Origin of the sequence: Polaromonas sp., assembly GCF_039930745.1 — a bacterium.
Lineage (GTDB): Bacteria > Pseudomonadota > Gammaproteobacteria > Burkholderiales > Burkholderiaceae_C > Polaromonas.
On record NZ_JBDTTH010000007.1, the window covers coordinates 1 to 20,297 of the forward strand.

At 62.4% G+C, this 20,297-nt stretch carries 22 protein-coding genes; 12 read left to right on the plus strand and 10 right to left on the minus strand.

All coding sequences use genetic code 11. The annotated features are described in order from the left end of the window. The coding region (locus ABI660_RS04075; RefSeq protein WP_348065218.1) for an alkaline phosphatase D family protein at nt 1–920 on the plus strand (920 nt) is incomplete at its 5' end. Between the two features lie 202 nt (nt 921–1,122). On the opposite strand, the gene ABI660_RS04080 is transcribed toward ABI660_RS04075, so the two are convergent. Both ABI660_RS04080 and ABI660_RS04085 read right to left on the minus strand, forming a co-directional pair. Continuing rightward, nucleotides 1,123–2,058, minus strand: coding sequence for a 2-dehydropantoate 2-reductase (locus ABI660_RS04080; protein ID WP_348065220.1), 936 nt, complete (start codon nt 2,056–2,058; stop codon nt 1,123–1,125). Nucleotides 2,059–2,218: 160 nt separating this feature from the next. After that, nucleotides 2,219–3,400, minus strand: coding sequence for a PHB depolymerase family esterase (locus ABI660_RS04085; RefSeq protein WP_348065222.1), 1,182 nt, complete (start codon nt 3,398–3,400; stop codon nt 2,219–2,221). 264 nt (nt 3,401–3,664) lie between these two features. On the opposite strand from ABI660_RS04085, the gene ABI660_RS04090 reads away from it, so the two are divergent. The 3 genes from ABI660_RS04090 to ABI660_RS04100 all read left to right on the plus strand — a co-directional run bounded on the left by ABI660_RS04090 (nt 3,665) and on the right by ABI660_RS04100 (nt 6,041). Further along, nucleotides 3,665–4,639: a rhodanese-related sulfurtransferase gene (locus ABI660_RS04090; protein WP_348065224.1), complete on the plus strand. Its 975-nt coding sequence runs from the start codon at nt 3,665–3,667 to the stop codon at nt 4,637–4,639. Further along, on the plus strand, nt 4,639–5,289 hold the full coding sequence (locus tag ABI660_RS04095; RefSeq protein WP_348065226.1) for a glutathione S-transferase: 651 nt from the start codon (nt 4,639–4,641) through the stop codon (nt 5,287–5,289). The genes ABI660_RS04090 and ABI660_RS04095 overlap by 1 nt, the downstream gene beginning before the upstream one ends. Nucleotides 5,290–5,525: 236 nt before the next feature. Then, a complete protein-coding gene (locus tag ABI660_RS04100; RefSeq protein ID WP_348065228.1) occupies nt 5,526–6,041 on the plus strand; it encodes a hypothetical protein in 516 nt (171 codons plus the stop codon). Between the two features lie 77 nt (nt 6,042–6,118). On the opposite strand, the gene sbcB is transcribed toward ABI660_RS04100, so the two are convergent. From sbcB to icd, 4 genes are all read right to left on the minus strand, one after another. Then, complete coding sequence (sbcB, locus tag ABI660_RS04105; RefSeq protein ID WP_348065230.1) at nt 6,119–7,588, minus strand: exodeoxyribonuclease I; 1,470 nt, start codon at nt 7,586–7,588, stop codon at nt 6,119–6,121. Between the two features lie 158 nt (nt 7,589–7,746). Next, the gene (gene clpA, locus ABI660_RS04110) at nt 7,747–10,083 is read right to left on the minus strand and encodes an ATP-dependent Clp protease ATP-binding subunit ClpA (protein WP_348065232.1); all 2,337 of its coding nucleotides are present in this window, start codon (nt 10,081–10,083) and stop codon (nt 7,747–7,749) included. Between the two features lie 82 nt (nt 10,084–10,165). Then, on the minus strand, nt 10,166–10,534 hold the full coding sequence (clpS, locus tag ABI660_RS04115) for an ATP-dependent Clp protease adapter ClpS (RefSeq protein ID WP_348065234.1): 369 nt from the start codon (nt 10,532–10,534) through the stop codon (nt 10,166–10,168). Nucleotides 10,535–10,750: 216 nt separating this feature from the next. Beyond that, nucleotides 10,751–12,004, minus strand: coding sequence for an NADP-dependent isocitrate dehydrogenase (gene icd, locus ABI660_RS04120; RefSeq protein WP_348065236.1), 1,254 nt, complete (start codon nt 12,002–12,004; stop codon nt 10,751–10,753). 205 nt (nt 12,005–12,209) lie between these two features. On the opposite strand from icd, the gene ABI660_RS04125 reads away from it, so the two are divergent. Beyond that, nucleotides 12,210–12,536 carry a cell envelope biogenesis protein TolA gene (locus ABI660_RS04125; RefSeq protein WP_348065238.1) on the plus strand — a complete coding sequence of 109 codons (327 nt, stop codon included), beginning with the start codon at nt 12,210–12,212 and terminating at the stop codon, nt 12,534–12,536. A 120-nt stretch (nt 12,537–12,656) separates the two neighbouring features. Continuing rightward, on the plus strand, nt 12,657–13,142 hold the full coding sequence (locus ABI660_RS04130; RefSeq protein ID WP_348065239.1) for a DUF192 domain-containing protein: 486 nt from the start codon (nt 12,657–12,659) through the stop codon (nt 13,140–13,142). A 65-nt stretch (nt 13,143–13,207) separates the two neighbouring features. On the opposite strand, the gene ABI660_RS04135 is transcribed toward ABI660_RS04130, so the two are convergent. Beyond that, complete coding sequence (locus ABI660_RS04135; protein WP_348065241.1) at nt 13,208–13,789, minus strand: Fe-Mn family superoxide dismutase; 582 nt, start codon at nt 13,787–13,789, stop codon at nt 13,208–13,210. A gap of 57 nt (nt 13,790–13,846) precedes the next feature. Next, complete coding sequence (gene xseA, locus ABI660_RS04140) at nt 13,847–15,142, minus strand: exodeoxyribonuclease VII large subunit (protein ID WP_348065243.1); 1,296 nt, start codon at nt 15,140–15,142, stop codon at nt 13,847–13,849. Nucleotides 15,143–15,483: 341 nt separating this feature from the next. Between xseA and ABI660_RS04145 the strand changes: the two genes are divergently transcribed. From ABI660_RS04145 to adk, 6 genes are all read left to right on the plus strand, one after another. Continuing rightward, nucleotides 15,484–16,125, plus strand: coding sequence for a MotA/TolQ/ExbB proton channel family protein (locus ABI660_RS04145; protein ID WP_348065245.1), 642 nt, complete (start codon nt 15,484–15,486; stop codon nt 16,123–16,125). Further along, on the plus strand, nt 16,122–16,550 hold the full coding sequence (locus tag ABI660_RS04150; protein WP_348065247.1) for a biopolymer transporter ExbD: 429 nt from the start codon (nt 16,122–16,124) through the stop codon (nt 16,548–16,550). Before ABI660_RS04145 ends, ABI660_RS04150 begins: the two co-directional genes overlap by 4 nt. 2 nt (nt 16,551–16,552) lie before the next feature. Next, nucleotides 16,553–17,593, plus strand: coding sequence for a tetraacyldisaccharide 4'-kinase (lpxK, locus tag ABI660_RS04155; protein WP_348065249.1), 1,041 nt, complete (start codon nt 16,553–16,555; stop codon nt 17,591–17,593). After that, nucleotides 17,574–17,756, plus strand: coding sequence for a Trm112 family protein (locus ABI660_RS04160; protein ID WP_348065251.1), 183 nt, complete (start codon nt 17,574–17,576; stop codon nt 17,754–17,756). Before lpxK ends, ABI660_RS04160 begins: the two co-directional genes overlap by 20 nt. Before the next feature lie 13 nt (nt 17,757–17,769). Further along, on the plus strand, nt 17,770–18,537 hold the full coding sequence (kdsB, locus tag ABI660_RS04165; protein WP_348065252.1) for a 3-deoxy-manno-octulosonate cytidylyltransferase: 768 nt from the start codon (nt 17,770–17,772) through the stop codon (nt 18,535–18,537). A 108-nt stretch (nt 18,538–18,645) separates the two neighbouring features. Beyond that, nucleotides 18,646–19,302 (plus strand): adenylate kinase, encoded by a 657-nt coding sequence (gene adk, locus ABI660_RS04170; RefSeq protein WP_348065254.1) that lies wholly within the window; start codon nt 18,646–18,648, stop codon nt 19,300–19,302. A gap of 64 nt (nt 19,303–19,366) precedes the next feature. On the opposite strand, the gene ABI660_RS04175 is transcribed toward adk, so the two are convergent. Continuing rightward, on the minus strand, nt 19,367–19,846 hold the full coding sequence (locus tag ABI660_RS04175) for a DUF6152 family protein (protein WP_348065256.1): 480 nt from the start codon (nt 19,844–19,846) through the stop codon (nt 19,367–19,369). 31 nt (nt 19,847–19,877) lie between these two features. After that, a complete protein-coding gene (locus ABI660_RS04180; RefSeq protein ID WP_348065257.1) occupies nt 19,878–20,297 on the minus strand; it encodes a hypothetical protein in 420 nt (139 codons plus the stop codon).

Here is a 20,297-nt window from a genome sequence, read left to right on the forward strand (position 1 = left end):
AGTACCGTGGCCGCTATCGCTACAACCTGATGGACGCCAATGTGCGCCGCATGGCAGCTGAAGTGCCGCAAATCTGGCAATGGGATGACCACGAGGTGGTCAACAACTGGTCTGACTCCAAAGACCTCGGTGCCGACAAACGTTACACCGAAAAAAATATGCCCTTGCTGGTGGCGCGCGCCACCCGGGCTTTTCATGAATTTGCGCCCCTGCGCCGTACCGCCGACATTGAGAGCGAGCGTGTGTACCGCCATTTGCCCCAAGGCCCCCTGCTGGACATGTTTGTGGTCGACATGCGCAGCTATCGGGGCCCCAACACCCATAACCTGCAAACCAGCGAGACTGAAGAAAGCGCCTTCATGGGTCGCCCTCAGATCGCCTGGTTGCTGGACGGCCTCAAACGCTCCACATCGGTCTGGAAAGTGATCGCCGCCGACATGCCCATCAGCCTGCATGTGGCCGATGGCAATGACGCCGACGGGCGCGATCGCTGGGAAGCCAGCGCCAACGGCGATGACGGCGCGCCCATGGGCCGCGAAATCGAAATTGCGCGCCTGCTGCGTGAGATCAAGCGCGCTGGCATCAAAAATGTGGTGTGGCTGACTGCCGATGTGCACTACACCGCTGCGCATTATTTTGACCCGGCCAAGGCCCGGTTCAGTGATTTTTCGCCTTTTTGGGAGTTTGTGTCCGGCCCGCTCAACGCCGGTGGTTTTGGGCCCAACAAAACCGACGCCTCCTTCGGCATGCAGGTGATGTACCAGAAAGCCCCGAACGAAGTGAATGCGCCGCCCACCAACGGCATGCAGTTTTTTGGTCAGGTGGACATTGATGCAAAAACCAGAGCCATGACGGTCACTTTGAAAGATCTGGCCGGCGCATCGCTTTACACCAGAACACTGGCTCCGCAGCGCGCCTGACCCGATGAAACACCGGGCCGCCTCAAGCCAGGGCGGCACAGTCGGCATGACCTCTCCAGGGCGTGGGGGGTCAGCAACTATTGAGACTTCCATAAATCAAGCAGGCAAGGTACGACCGTTCGCCCTGAGCCTGTCGAAGGGCTTCGACGGGCTCAGCCCGAACGGTGCGGCGTCATGAATGACGAAAACACCAACAGGTGCTTCACTTGCCTTCCAGCAGCTTTACCAAAGCCCACAGCACCCGGTTCGCCGGCACGGCCACATCCAGCGCTTCGCCGCGCTTGACGATCAGGCCATTGAGGTAATCAATCTCGCTGCGCTTGCCGCGTGCCAAGTCCTGCGCGGTTGATGAAAACTGGCTGGGCATGCTGGCGGCGAGCTTGTCGACCGCCAGGTGCATGTCACCCTGCACCTGCACGCCTTCGGCCTCTGCCACAGCCAGACATTCGGCCACCACGTCGCGCATCAGGTCTTGCACGCCCTCGCCGGCCACGGTTTTGCCATAGGGCAACTGGGTGATGGCCGAGACGGCGTTGTAGGCGCAGTTGAGAATCAGCTTCGCCCACAAAGCGCCGCGCACGTTGTCGGAGATCTCCGTCGGCACACCGGCGGCGATCAGCGCCTGCGCCACGGTCTGGCTGGCCGGGGACGGCTCGATCACCAGCTCGCCACGGCCGTGGTGTTTGACGTGGCCCGGGCCGGCCATTTCGGTGGCGACGTACACCACCGCAGCGGCCAGGGCATGCTGCGGCAGCACTGTGCGCAACCGGTCCGCGTTGTCCACGCCGTTTTGCAGGCACAGCACCAGCGCACTTGGCGCCAGGTACGGCCGGATCAGGGCGCCGGCGGATTCGGTGTCGGTGGATTTCACGCAAAACAGCACCAGGTCGGCGTCCTGCACGGCAGCGGGTTCGCTGCTGGCGGCCAGACGCACGTATTCGTCGAAGCTCCGGGTTTCCATGTGCAGGCCGTCGCGTTTGATGGCCGCCACATGCTGGGGCCGGGCGATCAGCGCCACGTCATGACCGGTGCGCGCCAGCATGCCGCCGTAATAAGAACCGACGGCACCTGCGCCCATGACGGCAACCCGGAGTCTGCTTTTGGCGGCTTGTTCTTCGGTGGACGGGATGGTGGCCATGCCAAGACTTTCGTGTGGTGACGGGAAAACGTATTCTAGGGAGGGCGCTGCTTTTTTGCCGGCGCGGAGAGGCCAGCAGCCGAAAAACGCATCAAAACAGGCCCCAGCCCTTGCCAATCGTGCGCAAGCAGCTATTGAAACCGTAGCAGACAAACCGCCACTAGGAAATTGCGGTGGGCACTTTTTGCCTGTTCTCGGAAGGCGTTTTCTCTGCCTTGACAGCGAGCCTTCGGTGGCGCGAGAAAAATGTCCACATCATCAGCGATGCGTCAGGGCCTTCCGGCGCGCTGAAAGACGCGTTGCCGTCCCCACCGCTCCAGGCATGGCCCAGACCGGCAATCTCGCAGGTCACGAGCTGTGGCTTTCGGCCGGCGTAGAGGCTTGTGCGCTGGTAGGCGTGGCGCGGACTGCGTCCCCCGGTACGCGCCGGGTAGCTGCGCAGCACCGGCTCGGCCTCGCCGAGAAATGGCGCGTTGAGGGTTTTCAACTGCTCCGACAGCTGGTCGGCGTTGACGCGCCGGACCACCGTGTCGCGCTCGCCATGCAGCACGATGGCAGGCAGGCCAGGGAACGGCGGCTGCGAGCGCAGCAATGCCTGGGCTGCGTCAATATGCGCATGGCTGGTGCCGTGCTGCATGGCCCGGTAGGCGCTCATGGCGGAGTCGGTGGTGCCGAACACCGGCGCCGAGTGCAGGCCCACCGCAGCAATCCTGTCGGGGTAATGCAGGGCCACCAGGGTGGCCATGGCAGCGCCGGCTGACAAGCCGGCCAGGTAGGTCCGCGAGGTGTCGAGCCCATGTTTGCCCTGAACATGCGCAATCATGTCGGCGATCAGCCGCACATCGCCTTGGCCCTGCTGCGTGGGCCGCTTGTACCAGTGCCAGCAGCGGTGCGCGTCGGCCGTGGTGGACTGCTGGGGATAGAGCACGGCGAAGCCCTTGCGCTCGGCCAGCTGGTTCATGCGGGTGGCGGCGGCAAACTCGGTGGCCGTCTGCTGGCAGCCGTGCAGCATGACCACCAGCGGCCAGGGTGCGGGGCTGGGACCGGCCGGCAGGTAAAGCCAGTACAGCATGCGCCGCGCGGGGGCGAGTTGGGCGGTGCCCGGCACTGAAAAATGCGCCTGCTTCCATCGCGCGGGTAAGCCCGACGCAGGACGTACCGGCCGCAAAGGCGGCTTGCGCAGGATCTGGCCGGCCTGGGCTTTGGCCGTTTTCACGGGCCGCGCGTGGCGCACTGCGGGTTGGGGCAACAGGCTCTGGAACAGCCTGCGGCCCTGCGCCTCCTGGGCCTTGCCCATGCGGCGCAGGCTCTTGAGCCAGAGGCTGCTGAGGCTCTTGTTCATCTTGCGGGACAAACGATGCTAGGAGGTGATGTCATCGGGTCAGGGGGTGTCGCGAAAGAAACTGAAACGCCATCTTTGCGCTTGTGATTAGTAAGCATACATTCATTTTGCTGCGACGCAGCAAAATGCTTTTGCCTTCCATCTTCCCTTGTGGACCGGCCGTCGTCAGGGCGTTTGATGCCGCGCAGCCTTCGTGCATGTGCCAGCCGTTACGATGGAGGGTCTGGTGCATTGCGCACCGTTTTTGCCCACTTTCCCCCAGCCATGCCCGATTTCCTGACCGCTGCCCTGTACAAATTTGTCGCCCTGCCGGACTTTGCCGACCTGCAGGCACCGCTGCAGGCTTTTTGCGAGGCGCAGGACGTGCGCGGCACGCTGCTGCTGGCCGGGGAAGGCATCAACGGCACGATTGCCGGGCCTGACGAAGGGGTGCAGGCGGTGCTGGCGCATCTTCGGCAAGACCCACGCCTGGCCGACCTGGCGCACAAGGAGTCGCGTGCCCACAAATTGCCCTTCTATCGCATGAAGGTGCGGCTCAAGCGCGAAATCGTCACGCTTGGCGTGCCCGGGATCAATCCGAACGAGATGGCCGGCCAGTATGTCAAACCGCAGGACTGGAACACGCTGATTGCCGAGCCCGGCGTGGTGGTGGTGGACACCCGCAACGACTACGAGGTGGGCATTGGCAGCTTCGAGGGCGCGGTCAACCCCCACACCAAAAGTTTTTCGGAGCTGCCTGCCTGGGTGGAAGCGCAGTCCGCCCCGGGCGGCCTGCTGGCCGAAAAGGATGGTAAGAAGCCGAAGGTGGCGATGTTTTGCACAGGCGGTATACGCTGCGAAAAATCCACCGCCTTCATGCGCACCCGGGGTTTTGACGAGGTCTACCACCTTGAAGGCGGCATCCTCAAATACCTGGAGACCGTGCCTGAGACCGACAGCCTCTGGAAAGGCGAGTGTTTTGTGTTTGACGAGCGCGTTTCAGTTGTGCATGGTCTGGCCACCGGCCACTATGGTCTGTGCCGCGCTTGCCGCGACCCGATCAGCGAAGCCGACATGGCTTCGCCGTTGTACGTGCCCGGCGTGAGCTGCCCGGCCTGCCACGACAAGAAAACCGAAGAACAGAAACGCGGCTTCATCGAGCGCCAGCGCCAAGTGGACTACGCGAATCGGCGCCGCCAGCCGCACATCGGCGCCAAGCTGCCCTCGTCGTCAAACGCAGAAGACAACGAAAGCTCCTGATGGGCGCCCTGCCCGTTCTGTATTCATTCCGGCGCTGCCCTTATGCGATGCGCGCACGGCTGGCGCTGAGCGCCAGTGGCCAGCCGGTAGAACACCGCGAAGTCGTGCTTCGAGCCAAACCCGCCGAAATGCTGGCCGCCTCGCCTAAGGGCACGGTGCCGGTGCTGGTGCTGCCCGGCGGCGAGGTGATTGACGAAAGCCTGGACATCATGCGCTGGGCGCTGGCCCGCAACGATCCCGCGCGGTGGCTGTCACCGCCGGGCGTGTCGTCCGAAGAAATCAATGCGCTGATCGCTGGGAACGACGGCGACTTCAAGCAGCACCTGGACCGCTACAAGTACCCGAACCGCTACCCGCAGGAATCCAGCGGCGATGATGCTGGATTTGCCCTGAAGCACCGCAGCGGCGCGGCAAGCTGGCTGGCGCAACTCGATGCGCGCCTGACGCAAGACTGGCTGTTCGGCGCTCAGGCCTGCCTCGCCGATATGGCCGTTCTTCCCTTCATCCGCCAATTTGCGCACACCGATGCCGACTGGTTTGCCGCCCAGCCCTGGCTGCGGCTGCAAGGCTGGCTCGCGGCCTTCGAGGAAAGCGCGCTGTACGCGGACGTGATGGAGAAATATGCCCCTTGGCGACCAGCGACATGTTGAGGTGCCGCACGCCACAACCCGCGCCGATAAGGCATCAAATCGGCCTCCAGCCCACGTCGAAACTGCGTAAACAGCTATTAAATACATAGCAGCTGACGGTAAGTACCGGTCGCCCCGTGATGTAAAGTGGAGGCCAGTCGCAAACTGACACTGCCGCATGAGCCGGAAGCCGCGCCTCGCTGGTAGCTGCCACCTGTTGCTAGTGTGCCGGGAAGCCATAGTATTGAAAGACCCAGATGGTTTCGCTAAATTTTCTTTTAAAGCTTGTGGTGATCGGCGGCTTTGTATCTTCGGTAGCACTCCATGCCAGCGAGAAAACCATGCAAGCCTGTATCCGTTCCAGCGCCGGTTCCGATCTGTGGAAATGCCTTGACCGGGAAAACGGAGTTCTGAAAAAAGAACAACGCAGACTGCTGTCGACCCTAAATACTGAACTGACAGCTTGTCGAATAAATTGGGTCGGCTATCACCCTGAAAGAGCTCTGGTTGAGCTGAAGCTTGCGCAAAAAAATTGGGACGCTTTCGCGATCCATGATTGCAGCTACGGTACAGAAACCTTCGGCCAGGGAAGTGCGGCTGGAAGCTCAGCCTTGCAGTGCCACATGGCCCACCTGCGAACGCGCAATGCGCGGCTGTCCCAGATACTGCAAGAGGTTCTTTCGACTCGACAGATGCTGATCGATTGGGATCGAGAACAACAATATCTCAATCAACAAAATCATCAGAAATTCGTGGAGTGTCCTGGCAAATGATTTTTGATCGTGGCAGGCAACAACCTGGAATCGTTGGATGTCCGCGCATCGGCGGCGCTGTGGCCAGCGCGCGTTAGCTAGACCTCCGGCGCCACGGTCTCCGCATACTCGTACAGCGCACCCAGCACCGCTTCCCCACGCTCATCCGCTGTTTCCGACAACACATCAAGCTGGGCCAGAAACGCATCCACATTGCGCGCCCCGCCCTCGCCTTCGAGCAGCCGCGCCGCGCGGTGCGCCTCCCAGCGCTCGGCGTCTTCGGGTGACAGCGTTTCGGGAAAGTTGCGCGCGCGGTAGCGAAACACCAGCTCCTCCAGCCTGTCGTCGTCGAAGCCCGTGCGGCTGTGTGCGAGTTCTGCCGGCGGCAGGCTGCGCAGCTTGTTGAGCCGGCGCCTGTCGTCGTTGTTGATGAAGCCGCCGTACAGGTCTTCGTCAACGTCGGGGATGCCCTCTTTGGGCCGCGCAAAGACTTCGGGCCAGATGGCACTCATGTCTGGCAGGCTGGCGGCTTTTTCGGCGTTGCGCAACGCGGCTTCGATGTCCACACCCCACTTGGCGGCCATTTCCGGGCTCAGGGTGGCCAGCTTGTGCACGACCATGGGCGACTTGTTCAGATGTACCGACTTGATGGGCAGCCGCGTCTTCCCTTCGGGCAAGTCAGCGCTTTTGCTGAACAGGCGCTGGCGCAGGGTTGCCACGTCGAGCAGGGGCAGCTCGCCCGGATCCTGCGCCAAGTCCCAGGCCAGCAGTTCGTTTTTGTTCGAGGGGTGCATGGTCAGCGGCCACATCACAGCCAGGCAACCGCGCTCGGGCGGGAACATGCCCGACACATGCAAAAACGGCTGCGCGGTCTGCGGGCTGGTGGGCAGGCCGAGCTCTGCGGCCACGCGGTCCTTCTTGTGTAGCCCCAGGCAGAAGTCGAACAGTTTGGGCTGGGCCGTGCGGATCAAGCGGGCCAGCGCAATCGTGGCGCGCACGTCGGACAGCGCATCGTGCGCTGCCTCGTGCAGCAGGCCATTGGCACGCGCCAGGTCTTCGAGCTTGAAGCTGGGGCGCAGCGCGCCGGCCTCGTCGGGCCGGCGCTCGTCCGGCTTCATCGGCCATTCAATGCCTTCGGGCCGCAAGGCATAGGCCATGCGCACCACGTCGAGCAGGTCCCAACGGCCGCAGCCGTTTTGCCACTCGCGCGCATAGGGGTCCATCAGGTTGCGCCAGAACAGGTGGCGCGTGACCTCGTCGTCGAAGCGGATGGTGTTGTAGCCCACGCCTATGGTGCCGGGCTCGCCCAGCACGGCTTCGATGCGGGCGGCGAATACATGCTCGGGCAGGCCGCGCTCCAGGCATAGCTGCGGAGTGATGCCGGTGACCAGGCAGGAGGACGGGTCAGGCAAATAGTCTCTGGCTGGCTGGCAGTAAACCATCAGCGGCTCGCCGATTTCGTTGAGTTCCGCGTCGGTGCGAACGCCGGCAAATTGCGCCGGTCGGTCGCGGCGCGTGTTCAGGCCGAAGGTTTCGTAGTCGTGCCAGAGAAAGGTGTGGGTTGCCATTGGTGAGGCCTGTCAGCCAGGTTTATGCATTAAATATGCCTCCAGCCCTTACCGGTCGGGCGCAAGCAGCTATGATTTCAGGAGCAAATCAAAAAGACAAAAAAAAGGCCGGTAGCGCGATGCTACCGGCCTTTTTGCCGAACGCCTGAATCCGGCGTTCAGTCGGCAGTCGCTTCTTCGGCCTCGGGTTTGGCCCGGCCTTCCTTCTTCGGCAGCGGCTGGATGTCGAGCTGCACTTCGCCGGTTTCCACGCCTTTGTCGTCGGTGGTGACTTTCATGTCCACCGTAAGACGACCGCCGTCGATCAGACGGCCAAACAGCAGTTCGTCGGCCAGTGCGCGGCGGATGGTGTCCTGGATCAGGCGCTGCATTGGCCGTGCGCCCATCAGCGGATCGAAGCCCTTCTTGCCGAGGTACTTGCGCAGCGTGTCGGTGAAGGTGACGTCCACCTTCTTCTCGGCCAGCTGCGTTTCGAGCTGCAGCAGGAACTTGTCGACCACGCGCAGGATGACGGTTTCGTCGAGTGCCTTGAAGCTCACGACCGCGTCAAGCCGGTTGCGGAACTCTGGCGTGAACAGGCGCTTGATATCGGCCATTTCGTCGCCCGCCTCGCGCGGGTTGGTGAAGCCAATGGTCGCCTTGTTCATGGTCTCGGCGCCCGCATTGGTCGTCATGACGATGATCACGTTGCGGAAGTCGGCCTTGCGCCCGTTGTTGTCCGTCAAGGTGCCGTGGTCCATGACCTGCAGCAGCACGTTGAAGATGTCCGGGTGTGCTTTCTCGATCTCGTCCAGCAGCAGCACCGCATGCGGCTTCTTGGTGATGGCTTCGGTCAGAAGGCCACCCTGGTCGAAACCAACGTAACCCGGAGGCGCGCCAATCAACCGGCTCACCGCATGGCGCTCCATGTACTCCGACATGTCGAAGCGGATCAGCTCGATGCCCATGATGTAGGCCAGTTGCTTGGCCGCCTCGGTCTTGCCGACACCCGTGGGGCCGGAAAACAGGAAGGAGCCAATCGGCTTGTCGTCCTTGCCCAGGCCCGAACGCGCCATCTTCACGGCGGACGCGAGCACGTCGAGCGCCTTGTCCTGGCCGAACACCACGCTCTTCAAATCGCGCTCCAGCGTCTTGAGCTTGCCGCGGTCGTCGTTGGACACATTGGCGGGTGGAATGCGCGCGATCTTGGCGACGATCTCCTCGACCTCGGCCTTGGTGATGGTTTTCTTGCGCTTGGACGGCGGCAAGATGCGTTGGGCAGCGCCGGCCTCGTCGATCACGTCAATCGCCTTGTCCGGCAGATGGCGGTCGTTGATGTACTTGGCGCTGAGCTCGGCCGCAGCCTGCAGGGCCGCCACCGCGTATTTGACGCTGTGGTGCTCTTCAAAACGCGACTTCAGGCCCTTGAGGATTTCCACGGTTTCCTGCACGGTCGGCTCGACCACGTCGACCTTCTGGAAGCGGCGTGACAGGGCTGCGTCTTTTTCGAAGATGCCGCGGTACTCGGTGAAGGTGGTGGCGCCAATGCATTTCAACTGCCCCGAGCTGAGCGCGGGTTTGAGCAGATTGGATGCGTCCAGCGTGCCGCCGGATGCGGCACCGGCACCGATCAGGGTGTGGATTTCGTCGATGAACAAAATGCCGTTGGGCTTGTCTTTCAGTGCCTTGAGCACGCCTTTGAGGCGCTGCTCGAAGTCACCGCGGTACTTGGTGCCGGCCAGCAAGGCGCCCATGTCCAGTGAATAGACCTGCGCTTCGGCCAAGATCTCCGGCACGTCTTTTTGCGTGATGCGCCAGGCCAGGCCCTCGGCAATCGCGGTCTTGCCCACGCCGGCTTCGCCCACCAGCAGCGGGTTGTTCTTGCGGCGGCGGCAAAGTATCTGGATGACGCGCTCGACTTCGTAGTGGCGACCGATCAGCGGATCGATCTTGCCGTCCTTGGCGAGTTGGTTCAGGTTCTGGGTGTACTGCTCCAGCGGTGAAGCTTTTTCGTTCTTCTCGCCGCCCTCTTCGTTCTCGGCTGCGCTCTCGCCAGCCTTGGTCGGCTCGGGCGGATCGCTTTTCTTGATGCCGTGCGCGATGAAATTCACCACGTCCAGGCGTGTCACGCCCTGCTGGTGCAGGTAATACACGGCATGCGAGTCTTTCTCGCCGAAGATGGCGACCAGCACATTCGCACCGGTGACTTCCTTCTTGCCATTGCCGGTGGACTGCACATGCATGATGGCGCGCTGGATCACGCGCTGGAAACCCAGCGTGGGCTGCGTGTCCACATCGTCGCTGCCGGCGACCTGCGGCGTGTTGTCCTTGATGAAATTGGCCAGCGCCTTGCGCAGGTCATCGATGTTGGCAGAGCATGCGCGCAGCACTTCGGCGGCGCTGGGGTTGTCAAGCAAAGCGAGCAACAGGTGTTCCACGGTGATGAACTCGTGGCGCTGTTGCCGGGCCTCGACGAAGGCCATGTGCAAGCTGACTTCTAGTTCCTGGGCAATCATTGCATTTCCTTTCGGCTTGCGGCTGGGGTATCTGATGTGATCATTGTGTAACTCTTCAAGCCGATATGGGCTGTTTTTTCCATTATTCAATGGGCTCGCACACACACTGCAGCGGATGGCCGTTCTTTCGCGCTGCTTCCGTGACCTGGTCCACCTTGGTGGTCGCCACGTCCTTGGAAAACACGCCGCACACGCCTTTGCCGTCCAGATGGATCTTCAGCATGATCTGCGTCGCGGTTTCCCTGTCCTTGTTGAAAAATTCCTGGATCACCACCACCACAAACTCCATGGGCGTGTAGTCGTCGTTCAGCAGCACGACCTGGTACATCTGCGGGGGCACGGTCTTCTGTGGTCGGCGCTCAAGGACGACCGAATCACCCCCATTGGCATCTTCGGGCTTGAAGACCGGTGCCTTGGGTGTTGCGGGAGTCTTGGGAGGTTTGCTGGCCATGGAATTCATTCTAGCGACCGGAATTGTCCAGTGCGCCTGACAGGGAAATTGGTGGCGGGAACGCGACAATCAAACGCGCGCAATTGACTTTTCGAAGGCAAGCCGAAAGCCCATGAAAAAACCGCCTCGGCCGAAGCCTGGGGCGGTTTTGCAGCTTTTTCTGCCTGTTTTTCCGGCAGTCCGGCAAGGTGCCGGCCAAAGCGGCCGGCGGACAGCTTACATGTGGTCGATCATCACCTGGCCAAAACCGGAACAGCTGACCTGGGTCGCACCCTCCATCAGGCGGGCAAAGTCATAGGTGACCTTCTTCGATTCGATCGATTTTTCCATCGAGCTGATGATCAGGTCGGCAGCCTTGGTCCAGCCCATGTGGCGCAGCATCATTTCGGCCGACAGGATTTCGGAACCGGGGTTCACATAGTCCTTGCCAGCGTATTTCGGTGCCGTGCCGTGCGTGGCTTCGAACATCGCGATGGTGTCGCTCAGGTTGGCGCCCGGTGCAATGCCGATGCCGCCCACCTGTGCCGCCAGCGCATCGGAAACATAGTCGCCATTCAGGTTCAGCGTGGCGATCACCGAGTATTCGGCTGGACGCAACAGGATCTGCTGCAGGAAAGCGTCGGCGATGGAGTCCTTGACGGTGATTTCCTTGCCGGTTTTCGGGTTCTTGAACTTCATCCACGGACCGCCGTCGATCAGCTCTGCACCGAATTCCTTGGCCGCCAGGGCATAAGCCCAGTCACGGAAGCCGCCTTCGGTGAACTTCATGATATTGCCCTTGTGGACAATCGTCAGGCTGGGTTTGTCATTGTCGATGGTGTACTGGATGGCCTTGCGCACCAGACGCTCCGTGCCTTCGCGCGAAACCGGCTTGATGCCTATGCCCGAGGTGTTGGGGAAGCGGATTTTCTTGACGCCCATCTCGTCCTGCAGGAACTTGATGAGCTTTTTGGCCTTGTCGGACTCGGCTTCGAACTCGATGCCGGCGTAGATGTCTTCCGAGTTCTCGCGGAAAATCACCATGTTGGTCTTGTGCGGCTCTTTCACGGGCGAAGGCACGCCGGCGAAGTACTGGATGGGGCGCAGGCAGACGTACAGGTCGAGTTCCTGACGCAGGGCAACGTTCAGCGAACGGATGCCGCCACCGACTGGCGTGGTCAGCGGGCCCTTGATGGAGACCACATAGTCCTTGACCGCATGCAGTGTTTCTTCAGGCAGCCAGACGTCGGGGCCGTAGACCTTGGTCGATTTTTCACCGGCATAAACTTCCATCCAGTGGATCTTTTTCTTGCCGCCGTAGGCTTTGGCCACAGCCGCATCGACCACCTTGAGCATGACCGGCGTGATGTCCGCCCCGGTACCGTCGCCTTCAATGAACGGAATGACCGGCTCGTCCGGGACATTCAGTGAATTGTCGGCATTGACAGTGATTTTTTGACCCTGGGCGGGCACCTTGATGTGCTGGTACATGTAGGAAAGTCTCCGGTAAGCGCTGGAAATTGCAGGGAAACTGCGGGGCGCGGGTTAGGTGATAACCCCTAAATTCTAGCCGCAAAACCTTCCGCGGAACTTTTAAGGGCCTGCATGTCAACCGTTTGCAAACCGGCTCCGTTACGGTGAGGCCTCTGAAAATTTCAGGGCCCTTTTCCAATAACGTCATTCACAGGAAATTCACATGAACAAAGTCATCGCTGCCTTGATCGCTGGTCTTTTCGCTGCTGGTGCTTTTGCACAGGCCGCAGCTCCTGCCACACCGGCTACCCCCGCAACCCCTGCTGTGACCGCTGCACCGGCAGCCGCACCAGCCATGAGCAAGGCTGACAAAGCCGCTGCCGCCAAAGCCGCCAAGGAAGAGAAAGCCGCCAAAGCCAAGGCTGCCAAAGAAGAAAAAGCAGCCAAGGCCAAAGCCGCCAAGGAAGAAAAGGCCGCCAAGGCCAAGGCTGCCAAAGAAGCCAAAGCGGCCAAAAAAGCTGCAGCAAAAACCGCAGCCAAAAAGGCCTGAGAAAGCGCCTGGGCCGGGAAGACATTTCCGGCCTTCCGGCTTTCCCACCCATGCCCGCATCGCGGGCATTTTTCATGGCTGTCGTTTATGCTGTCGGCCTGACCCATCTCCGGTGACCTCATGCCTCTACCACCTGATTCCGCCAAGCCGCGCAAGCGCGGACTGATGTACCTGTTGTCCAGCCTGGCGCTGGTGGCCAGTTGCGCCTTGGCGCAAGATGCGCCGCAAACCAATCTGCCCCGCGCCAAGCTGTCGGCAGGCATGCACCAGATCGACGCGCAGCTGGCATTGACACCCGAGCAGCGGCAGATCGGCCTGATGTTCCGGAAGGAAATGTCGCAGACCGAAGGCATGCTGTTTGTGTTCGAGCAGCCTGCGCAGCAGTGCTTCTGGATGAAAAACACCCTGCTGCCGCTGACCGCGGCTTTTGTCGCCGACGACGGCACCATCGTGAACCTGGCCGACATGAAGCCGCAGACCACAGACTCGCACTGCTCGGAAAAACCGGTGCGTTATGTGCTGGAAATGAATGCCGGCTGGTTTGCGAAGAAAGGCATCAAGGCCGGCAGCCGGCTGTCAGGCCAGCCCTTTGGCAAAACACCCTGAACGCGGTCTGCGGGCCACCAAAAAAAAGCCGACATGACGTCGGCTTTTTTTGTGCGCGTTCGAACTTATGCGAAGTTGGACTCGGCAAAAGACCAGTTCACCAGGTTGGACAGGAAGGTCTCGACAAACTTGGGACGCAGGTTGCGGTAGTCGATGTAGTAGGCATGTTCCCAGACGTCCACCGTCAGTAGCGCCTTGTCAGCGGTAGTCAGCGGTGTGCCGGCGGGGCCGGTGTTGACGATGTCAACCGAACCGTCGGCCTTCTTCACCAGCCAGGTCCAGCCCGAGCCGAAATTACCGACAGCCGACTTCACAAACGCTTCCTTGAAAGCCGCATAGGAGCCGAACTTGGCGTTGATGGCCGCGGCCAGCGCGCCTGATGGCTCACCGCCGCCGGCGGGCTTCATGCAGTTCCAGAAAAAGGTGTGGTTCCAGATCTGCGCAGCGTTGTTGTACACACCGCCGCTTGATTTCTTGATGATCTCTTCGAGCGTCATGGCCTCGAACTCGGTGCCCTTTTGCAGGTTGTTGAGGTTGACCACATAGGCGTTGTGGTGCTTGCCATGGTGGTACTCGAAAGCCTCCTGGCTGTAGTGCGGTGCCAGCGCATCAATGGGGTACGGGAGTGGGGGGAGCTTGTGTTCCATGTTTTTTTCCTCGTGAGGTGTTGTTGATAAAACGAAGGGCAACGGGCATTGTAAAAACTAAATCAACCGCGGTGCGGAAACGGTCAAATCGACCTCGCCGTCGGCAAGGGTAGCGCGCAGGGCCTGGCCGGGCCGGGTGGCGCGCACGCTAGTGATGGCCTGGCCCTGCATGTCTGCCAGCCAGGTGTACCCGCGCTGCAAAACAAGCTTCGGGTCCAGCGGCACCAGCCGCAGCCCGGCGCGTTCCAGCCTTCGCTGCTGCTGCTGCATCGCCCCGAACAGGGCTTGCGGATAGGCCTGCGTGAGGCCCTTCAGATGGCTTCTTTCGTGCTGAATGCCGGACTGCAACGCATGCCGCAGGCGCTGGGCCTGGCCGGCCAACCGGGCTTGCTGGCGCGTCACGAGGTGTGACGGCCGGCTCACGCGCGACGCGGCCCAGTCCAGCCGCTGGTTGTGAGCCTGCAGTTGCCGCTCAACACCATCCTGCATGCGGCCTAGCGCCAGTTCCAGGGCGCCCAGCCAGGCGGCCTGCGGCTGGGCGCACATTTCTGCGGCAGCTGTTGGCGTAGGTGCGCGCAGGTCGGCACAAAAATCGGCGATGGTGAAATCGGTCTCATGGCCCACCCCGCAGACCACGGGCATGGGCGACGCCACGATCAGGCGTGCCAGTTCCTCATCGTTGAAGGACCAGAGGTCTTCCATGGCGCCGCCGCCACGCACCAGCAGGAGCACGTCCACTTCGGCGCGCTGGCCGGCCAGGCGCAGGGCCTGGCGCAGCTCTTGCGGCGCCTGTGCGCCCTGCACAGTGGCCGGGTAAATAACGACGGGAACGTGCGGCACCCGGCGCCGCAGGGCCGTCACCACATCATGCAGTGCCGCAGCGCCGAGCGAGGTCACGACACCGATGGCACGGGGCAACAGCGGCAAGGGCCGCTTGCGGCCGGCTTCGAACAGGCCTTCGGTCTCCAGCTTGGCTTTGAGCAGCAAGAACTGCTCGAACAGCTTGCCCTGCCCGGCCTGCTGCATGGACTCGACCACCATCTGCAGCTCGCCGCGCGGCTCATAAACGCCCAGCCGGCCGCGCACCTCAACCAGTTGTCCGTCGCGCGGCGAAAAATCCAGCAGGCCAGCGGCGCGCCGGAACATCGCGCAGCGAATCTGGCCCTGTTCATCCTTCAGCGAAAAATAGCAATGCCCGCTCGCCGCCCGCGAAAACCCGCTGACCTCGCCCTGCACCGCAACCGGGTTGAAGCGGGCTTCCAGACTGTCGGCAATCGCACGCAACAGCGATCCGACCGGCCAGACCCGCACACCCGGTGAAACCCTGTCGGCCGTCCGGGAGGGTTCAAACACGGTCAAACCCCTTGATTTGCCGGGGGCAATACTCCACAGAGGCGCATGCTTGCAGGGTCAAACCCGTGGTTTGCCGGGAAGGCTTAGATAAATTCGTGTAACCCATTGATTTAAAACAACTTTATTCTGCTCATTTTTTCATCGTTTTGTCACAGTGCCCATTTGGCGCGGCCCGGCGGCCTGTCGCCCGCCACTTACTAACAAAGTTATCCACAAGATCTGTGAGTTAGGTCCTACAACTTACACGGTGCGCAAAAGGCGCTACTTCACAGCGGCATCCCAAGCCAGCCCCGCCGGGTGGGCCATAATCCACAGCACCTATTTGCCCGGGAGACCGTTCCTTGTTTTCGATCATACAAGCCGCAGGCTGGCCCATCTGGCCCTTGATTGCCTGCTCCATCCTTGCGCTGGCGCTGGTCATCGAGCGGTTTGCCAGCCTGAAAACCGCCAAAATTGCCCCGCCAAAGCTGCTGGACGAGGCCATCACCGTCTCGCGCAGCACGGTTCCGGCGCCCGACGTGGTGTCCCACCTGGAGCGGAATTCCCTGCTCGGCCAGGTGCTGGCCAGTGGTTTTCGCGCGCTGAACACCAACCCGCGCATCAGCGAGGACGACCTGCGTTCCACGCTGGAAGGTGCAGGCCGGCGCGCCGCCCACACGCTGGAGCGTTACCTGGCTGCGCTGGCCACCATTGCCTCGGCCGCTCCCTTGCTGGGCCTGCTGGGCACCGTCATCGGCATGATCGAGATTTTTGGCTCCCAAGCCGGCAGCGGCGGCGTGACCAACGCGGCCGGCGGCAACCCCGCACAACTGGCACAGGGCATTTCGATTGCGCTGTACAACACGGCCTTCGGCCTGATCGTGGCGATTCCCTCGTTGATCTTCTGGCGCTACTTCCGCGCGCGGGTAGACGGCTACCTGCTGACCATGGAAATTGCCGCCGAGCGTTTTGTGCGGCACCTCAACACCTTGCGCAAATCATGAGATTTCACGGCCCTTCGCGGGATGAGCCCGAGATCAACCTGATTCCCTTCATCGATGTCCTGTTGGTGGTGCTGATTTTCCTGATGCTGTCGACCACCTACAGCAAGTTCACCGAACTGCAGATCAAACTGCCTGTGGCCGACGCCGACCAGCAGCGCGACTATCCCAAGGAAGTGATCGTCGCCGTCAGCAGTGACGGCCGCTACATGGTCAGCAAGATGCCCGTTCCGGGGCGCAGCATCGAGGCGCTGAGCGCCGCCATCACGCAGGCAGCCAAGGCCGGCAAGGACAGCGTCATCATCATCAGCGCCGATGCCAGCGCCACGCACCAGTCGGTGATCACCGTGATGGAAGCGGCCCGGCGCAGCGGCCTGACGCAGATCACCTTTGCCACCCAGAGCGCGGCGCAGGCCGGCTCCCGGTAAAGGTGTCGCAGCGGCTGCAGCAGGCCTGGCTGCGGCGCGGCGTGCTGGCGCGCCTGCTCTGGCCCGTGGCCAAACTTCATGAGCTATTGGTGGAGCTGCGCAGGCAGGCCTTCCGGGCCGGCTATTTCAAATCCGCGCGCGTATCCGTTCCCGTGATCGTTGTCGGCAACGTGGTAGCCGGCGGCGCCGGCAAGACGCCGGTCGTCATTGCCCTGGTGCGGCATCTGCAGGCACGCGGCATACGCGCCGGTGTGGTGTCGCGCGGTTATGGGCGTGCCGGCCAGCACTGCCTGGAAGTCCTGCCGGGCACGCCGGTGGCCGAATCGGGGGATGAGCCGGCCCTGATCCGGCGCGCAACGCAGGCACCTGTTTTTGTTGCTGCCAGGCGCGCCGAGGCTGCGCGCGCCCTGCTCGCTGCGCATCCCGGCATACAGGCCATCATCTGTGACGACGGCCTGCAGCATTACGCAATACAGCGTGACATCGAGATTGCGGTGTTCGACGAGCGCGGTGTGGGCAATGGCTGGCTGCTGCCCGCCGGCCCCCTGCGTGAACCCTGGCCGGCCCGCCGAAAGCGCGGTGTGCGCGCCGGCGGCCGCGGCATCGACCTGGTGCTGCACACCGGCGAACACGCGGCCTTTGCCGGTTTCGGCTCGACACGGCGCCTGGCCGACCATGCGCTACGCGCCGACGGCAGCCGCGTGCCGCTGGAGAGCCTGGCCGGCCAGCCGCTGCTGGCACTGGCCGGCATTGCCAGGCCCGAGGCTTTTTTTGCGATGCTCAGGGCCTGCGGCCTGCAACTGGCGGAAACCCGGGCGCTCCCCGATCACTATGATTTTGATAGCTATCCGCGCACGGCGGATAAGGGCTACACCGTGATTTGCACCGAAAAAGACGCGGTCAAGCTGTTTCCCAGGCAAAGCAATGTACTGGCCGTGCCGCTGGAGTTTTCGCCAGATGCGGCATTTTTCACCGCCTTCGACGCCTTGCTGGCACCCCTGCTTTCTCCATTAACATCCTCCCATGGACACCAAACTGCTTGAACTGCTGGTCTGCCCCGTGACCAAGGGCCCGCTGGGCTATGACCGCGAAAAACAGGAGCTGGTCTCGCGCAGCGCACGCCTGGCCTACCCCATCCGCGACGGCTTGCCGGTGATGCTCGAGAGCGAGGCCCGCACCCTCACGGACGAGGAACTCGGCCTGTGAGACTGCGCCCGGCATGAGCTTTACCGTCCTCATTCCCGCGCGCCTCGCGTCCACCCGCCTGCCCAACAAACCGCTGGCCGACATCGCGGGCGTGCCCATGGTGGTTCGCGTGGCCCAGCGCGCGCTGCAAAGCGGCGCGGCACGCGCCGTGGTGGCGGCAGACAGCGCCCGGATCGTCGAAGCCTGCGCGGCTTTTGATGTGGCCGCAGTGCTGACGCGGCCCGACCACCCGAGCGGCAGCGACCGGCTGGCCGAGGCCTGCGAGCTGCTGGGCTTGGGCGACACGGACTGTGTGGTCAATGTGCAGGGGGACGAACCGCTCATGGCGCCGGCACTGATCGACGCAGTGGCCGCCCTGCTCATGCAGCGCAGCGACTGCGCCATGAGCACGGCCGCCCACGCCATCGACAGCGTGGAAGAACTGCTCAATCCGAATGTGGTCAAGGTGGTGCTCGACGCGCGCAGCACCGCGCTGTATTTCAGCCGCTCGCCGATTCCGGCCGCACGTGATTTTGCCGGCCAAGCCTGGTGGCGGGCGGATCGGGCAGCCGGTGCGCCGCCGCCGCCTTTGCGCCACGTGGGCATTTACGGCTACCGCGTCGGTTTCCTGCGGCAGTTTCCCACGCTGCCGCAGGCGCCGCTGGAGCAGCTCGAGCAGCTCGAGCAGTTGCGCGCGCTCTGGCACGGGCACCGCATTGCGGTCCATGTCACCACGCAGGCGCCGGGTCCCGGTGTCGATACGCCCGAAGACCTGGAGCGCGTGCGACAGCTGTTTGCGTAAGCTGCGCGCAGGGGGACGCGTGCTATCCTTCGACTCAAAATAATGTGAGGCTGGGGCCGGCGTCAGGCCACCAGTCCGCTGCCGAATTCATAAAATCCAAGGACATCCATGAGACTGATTTTGTTGGGCGCACCGGGCGCTGGCAAGGGGACACAGGCAACCTTCATCTGCCAGAAATACGGCATCCCCCAGATTTCCACCGGCGACATGCTGCGTGCCGCCGTCAAGGCCGGCACGCCCCTGGGTGTCGAGGCCAAAAAGGTCATGGATGCCGGCGCGCTGGTCAGCGACGACCTGATCATCAACCTGGTCAAGGAGCGCATTGCCCAGCCTGACTGCGCCCAGGGTTTTCTGTTCGATGGTTTTCCGCGCACCATTCCGCAGGCCGATGCCATGAAAGCGGCCGGTGTGAAGCTCGACTATGTGCTGGAGATCGACGTGCCTTTCGAAGCCATCATCGAGCGCATGAGCGGGCGCCGCTCGCACCCCGCGTCGGGCCGCACCTACCACGTCAAGTTCAACCCGTCCAAGGTCGAAGGCAAGGACGACGTGACCGGCGAGCCCTTGATCCAGCGCGAGGATGACAAGGAAGAAACCGTGCGCAAACGGCTCGAGGTCTACAGCGCGCAGACACGCCCGCTGGTGGACTACTACTCGAACTGGGCCAAGGCCACGCCGGATGCGGCACCCAAATACCGTGCCATCAGCGGCATGGGCAGTGTGGACGACATCACTACACGGGCGTTCAAGGCCCTGTCGAGCTGAGCGCTGCACGGGCACATGCCCCGACAAAAAAGCCGTCTGCCAGACGGTTTTTTTTTGTGCCAACTCAGGCCGGGCTGGACCTCAAACCGTACGCCTTGCCGCCAACAAACAGGTATTCGGCACGCAGCACCGCTTCGCCCTTCTCGCCCGCAAAGGTAAAGCCCAGCACCGACGCCTGGGTGCCGGGCCTGATCTCGGCAACCTTCCAGGCCTGCAGCCGCGTCAGGGGAGCCAGCTCGATTTCCCAGCGCTTGTCCTTGCGCTTGGGCAACACGGCTTTGGCCAGCAGGGCCTTGCCGTCCACCGGCGCGGTTTGTGCCGGCAAGGCACGCTGCGTCAGATCGGCTGGCAGCTTCAAGCCGTCCGGCAACTCGAGCTCAAGTTCAACATGCGGGTTCTGCCAGCGGGACTGGGTCACCCGGCCTTCGAGGTAAATGGGCCGGTCCTGATCGAAGCCGCTCCAGCCATGATGGGCCCGTACAAAAGGTGCCAGACTGGTGGCGGAGACGGCCAGCGTGGCTTTGACCAGATCACGTCGTTTCATGCATCAGCTCCTTGCTGCGTTGCCAAGATGGTCAGAGGTAAGCAATCCAGCGGCCGCACGCCAGCACGGCCAGCCAGATCAGGGTGGAAGCCATCATCTGCACCCGTGCAAAAACATCCAGCTTGGCAAGCGAGCCGCGTCCGTGGAACCACGCTGCATTACACGCTGCCGCCAATAACAGCAGCATCTTCAGGGTGAAAGCGCGGTTGGCCAGCAGCTCGGCCGGCTGGGATGCAAACATCAGTAGACCCGATGCAGCAGCAATGCTGAATCCGGTGAGAGCAAGGCCCAGGCTCAGGCGAGCCAGCTCTTTCACCGGCAAAGCCGCGCCCCAGCCGAACACCCGCAGTTCCAGCAGCACCAGGTTGCCCAGCAACAGCGCGATGCCGCCGATATGGACCATCTCCAGCGCGGGATAGGCCCACAGATGAGACTTCAGCGCGACAAACAT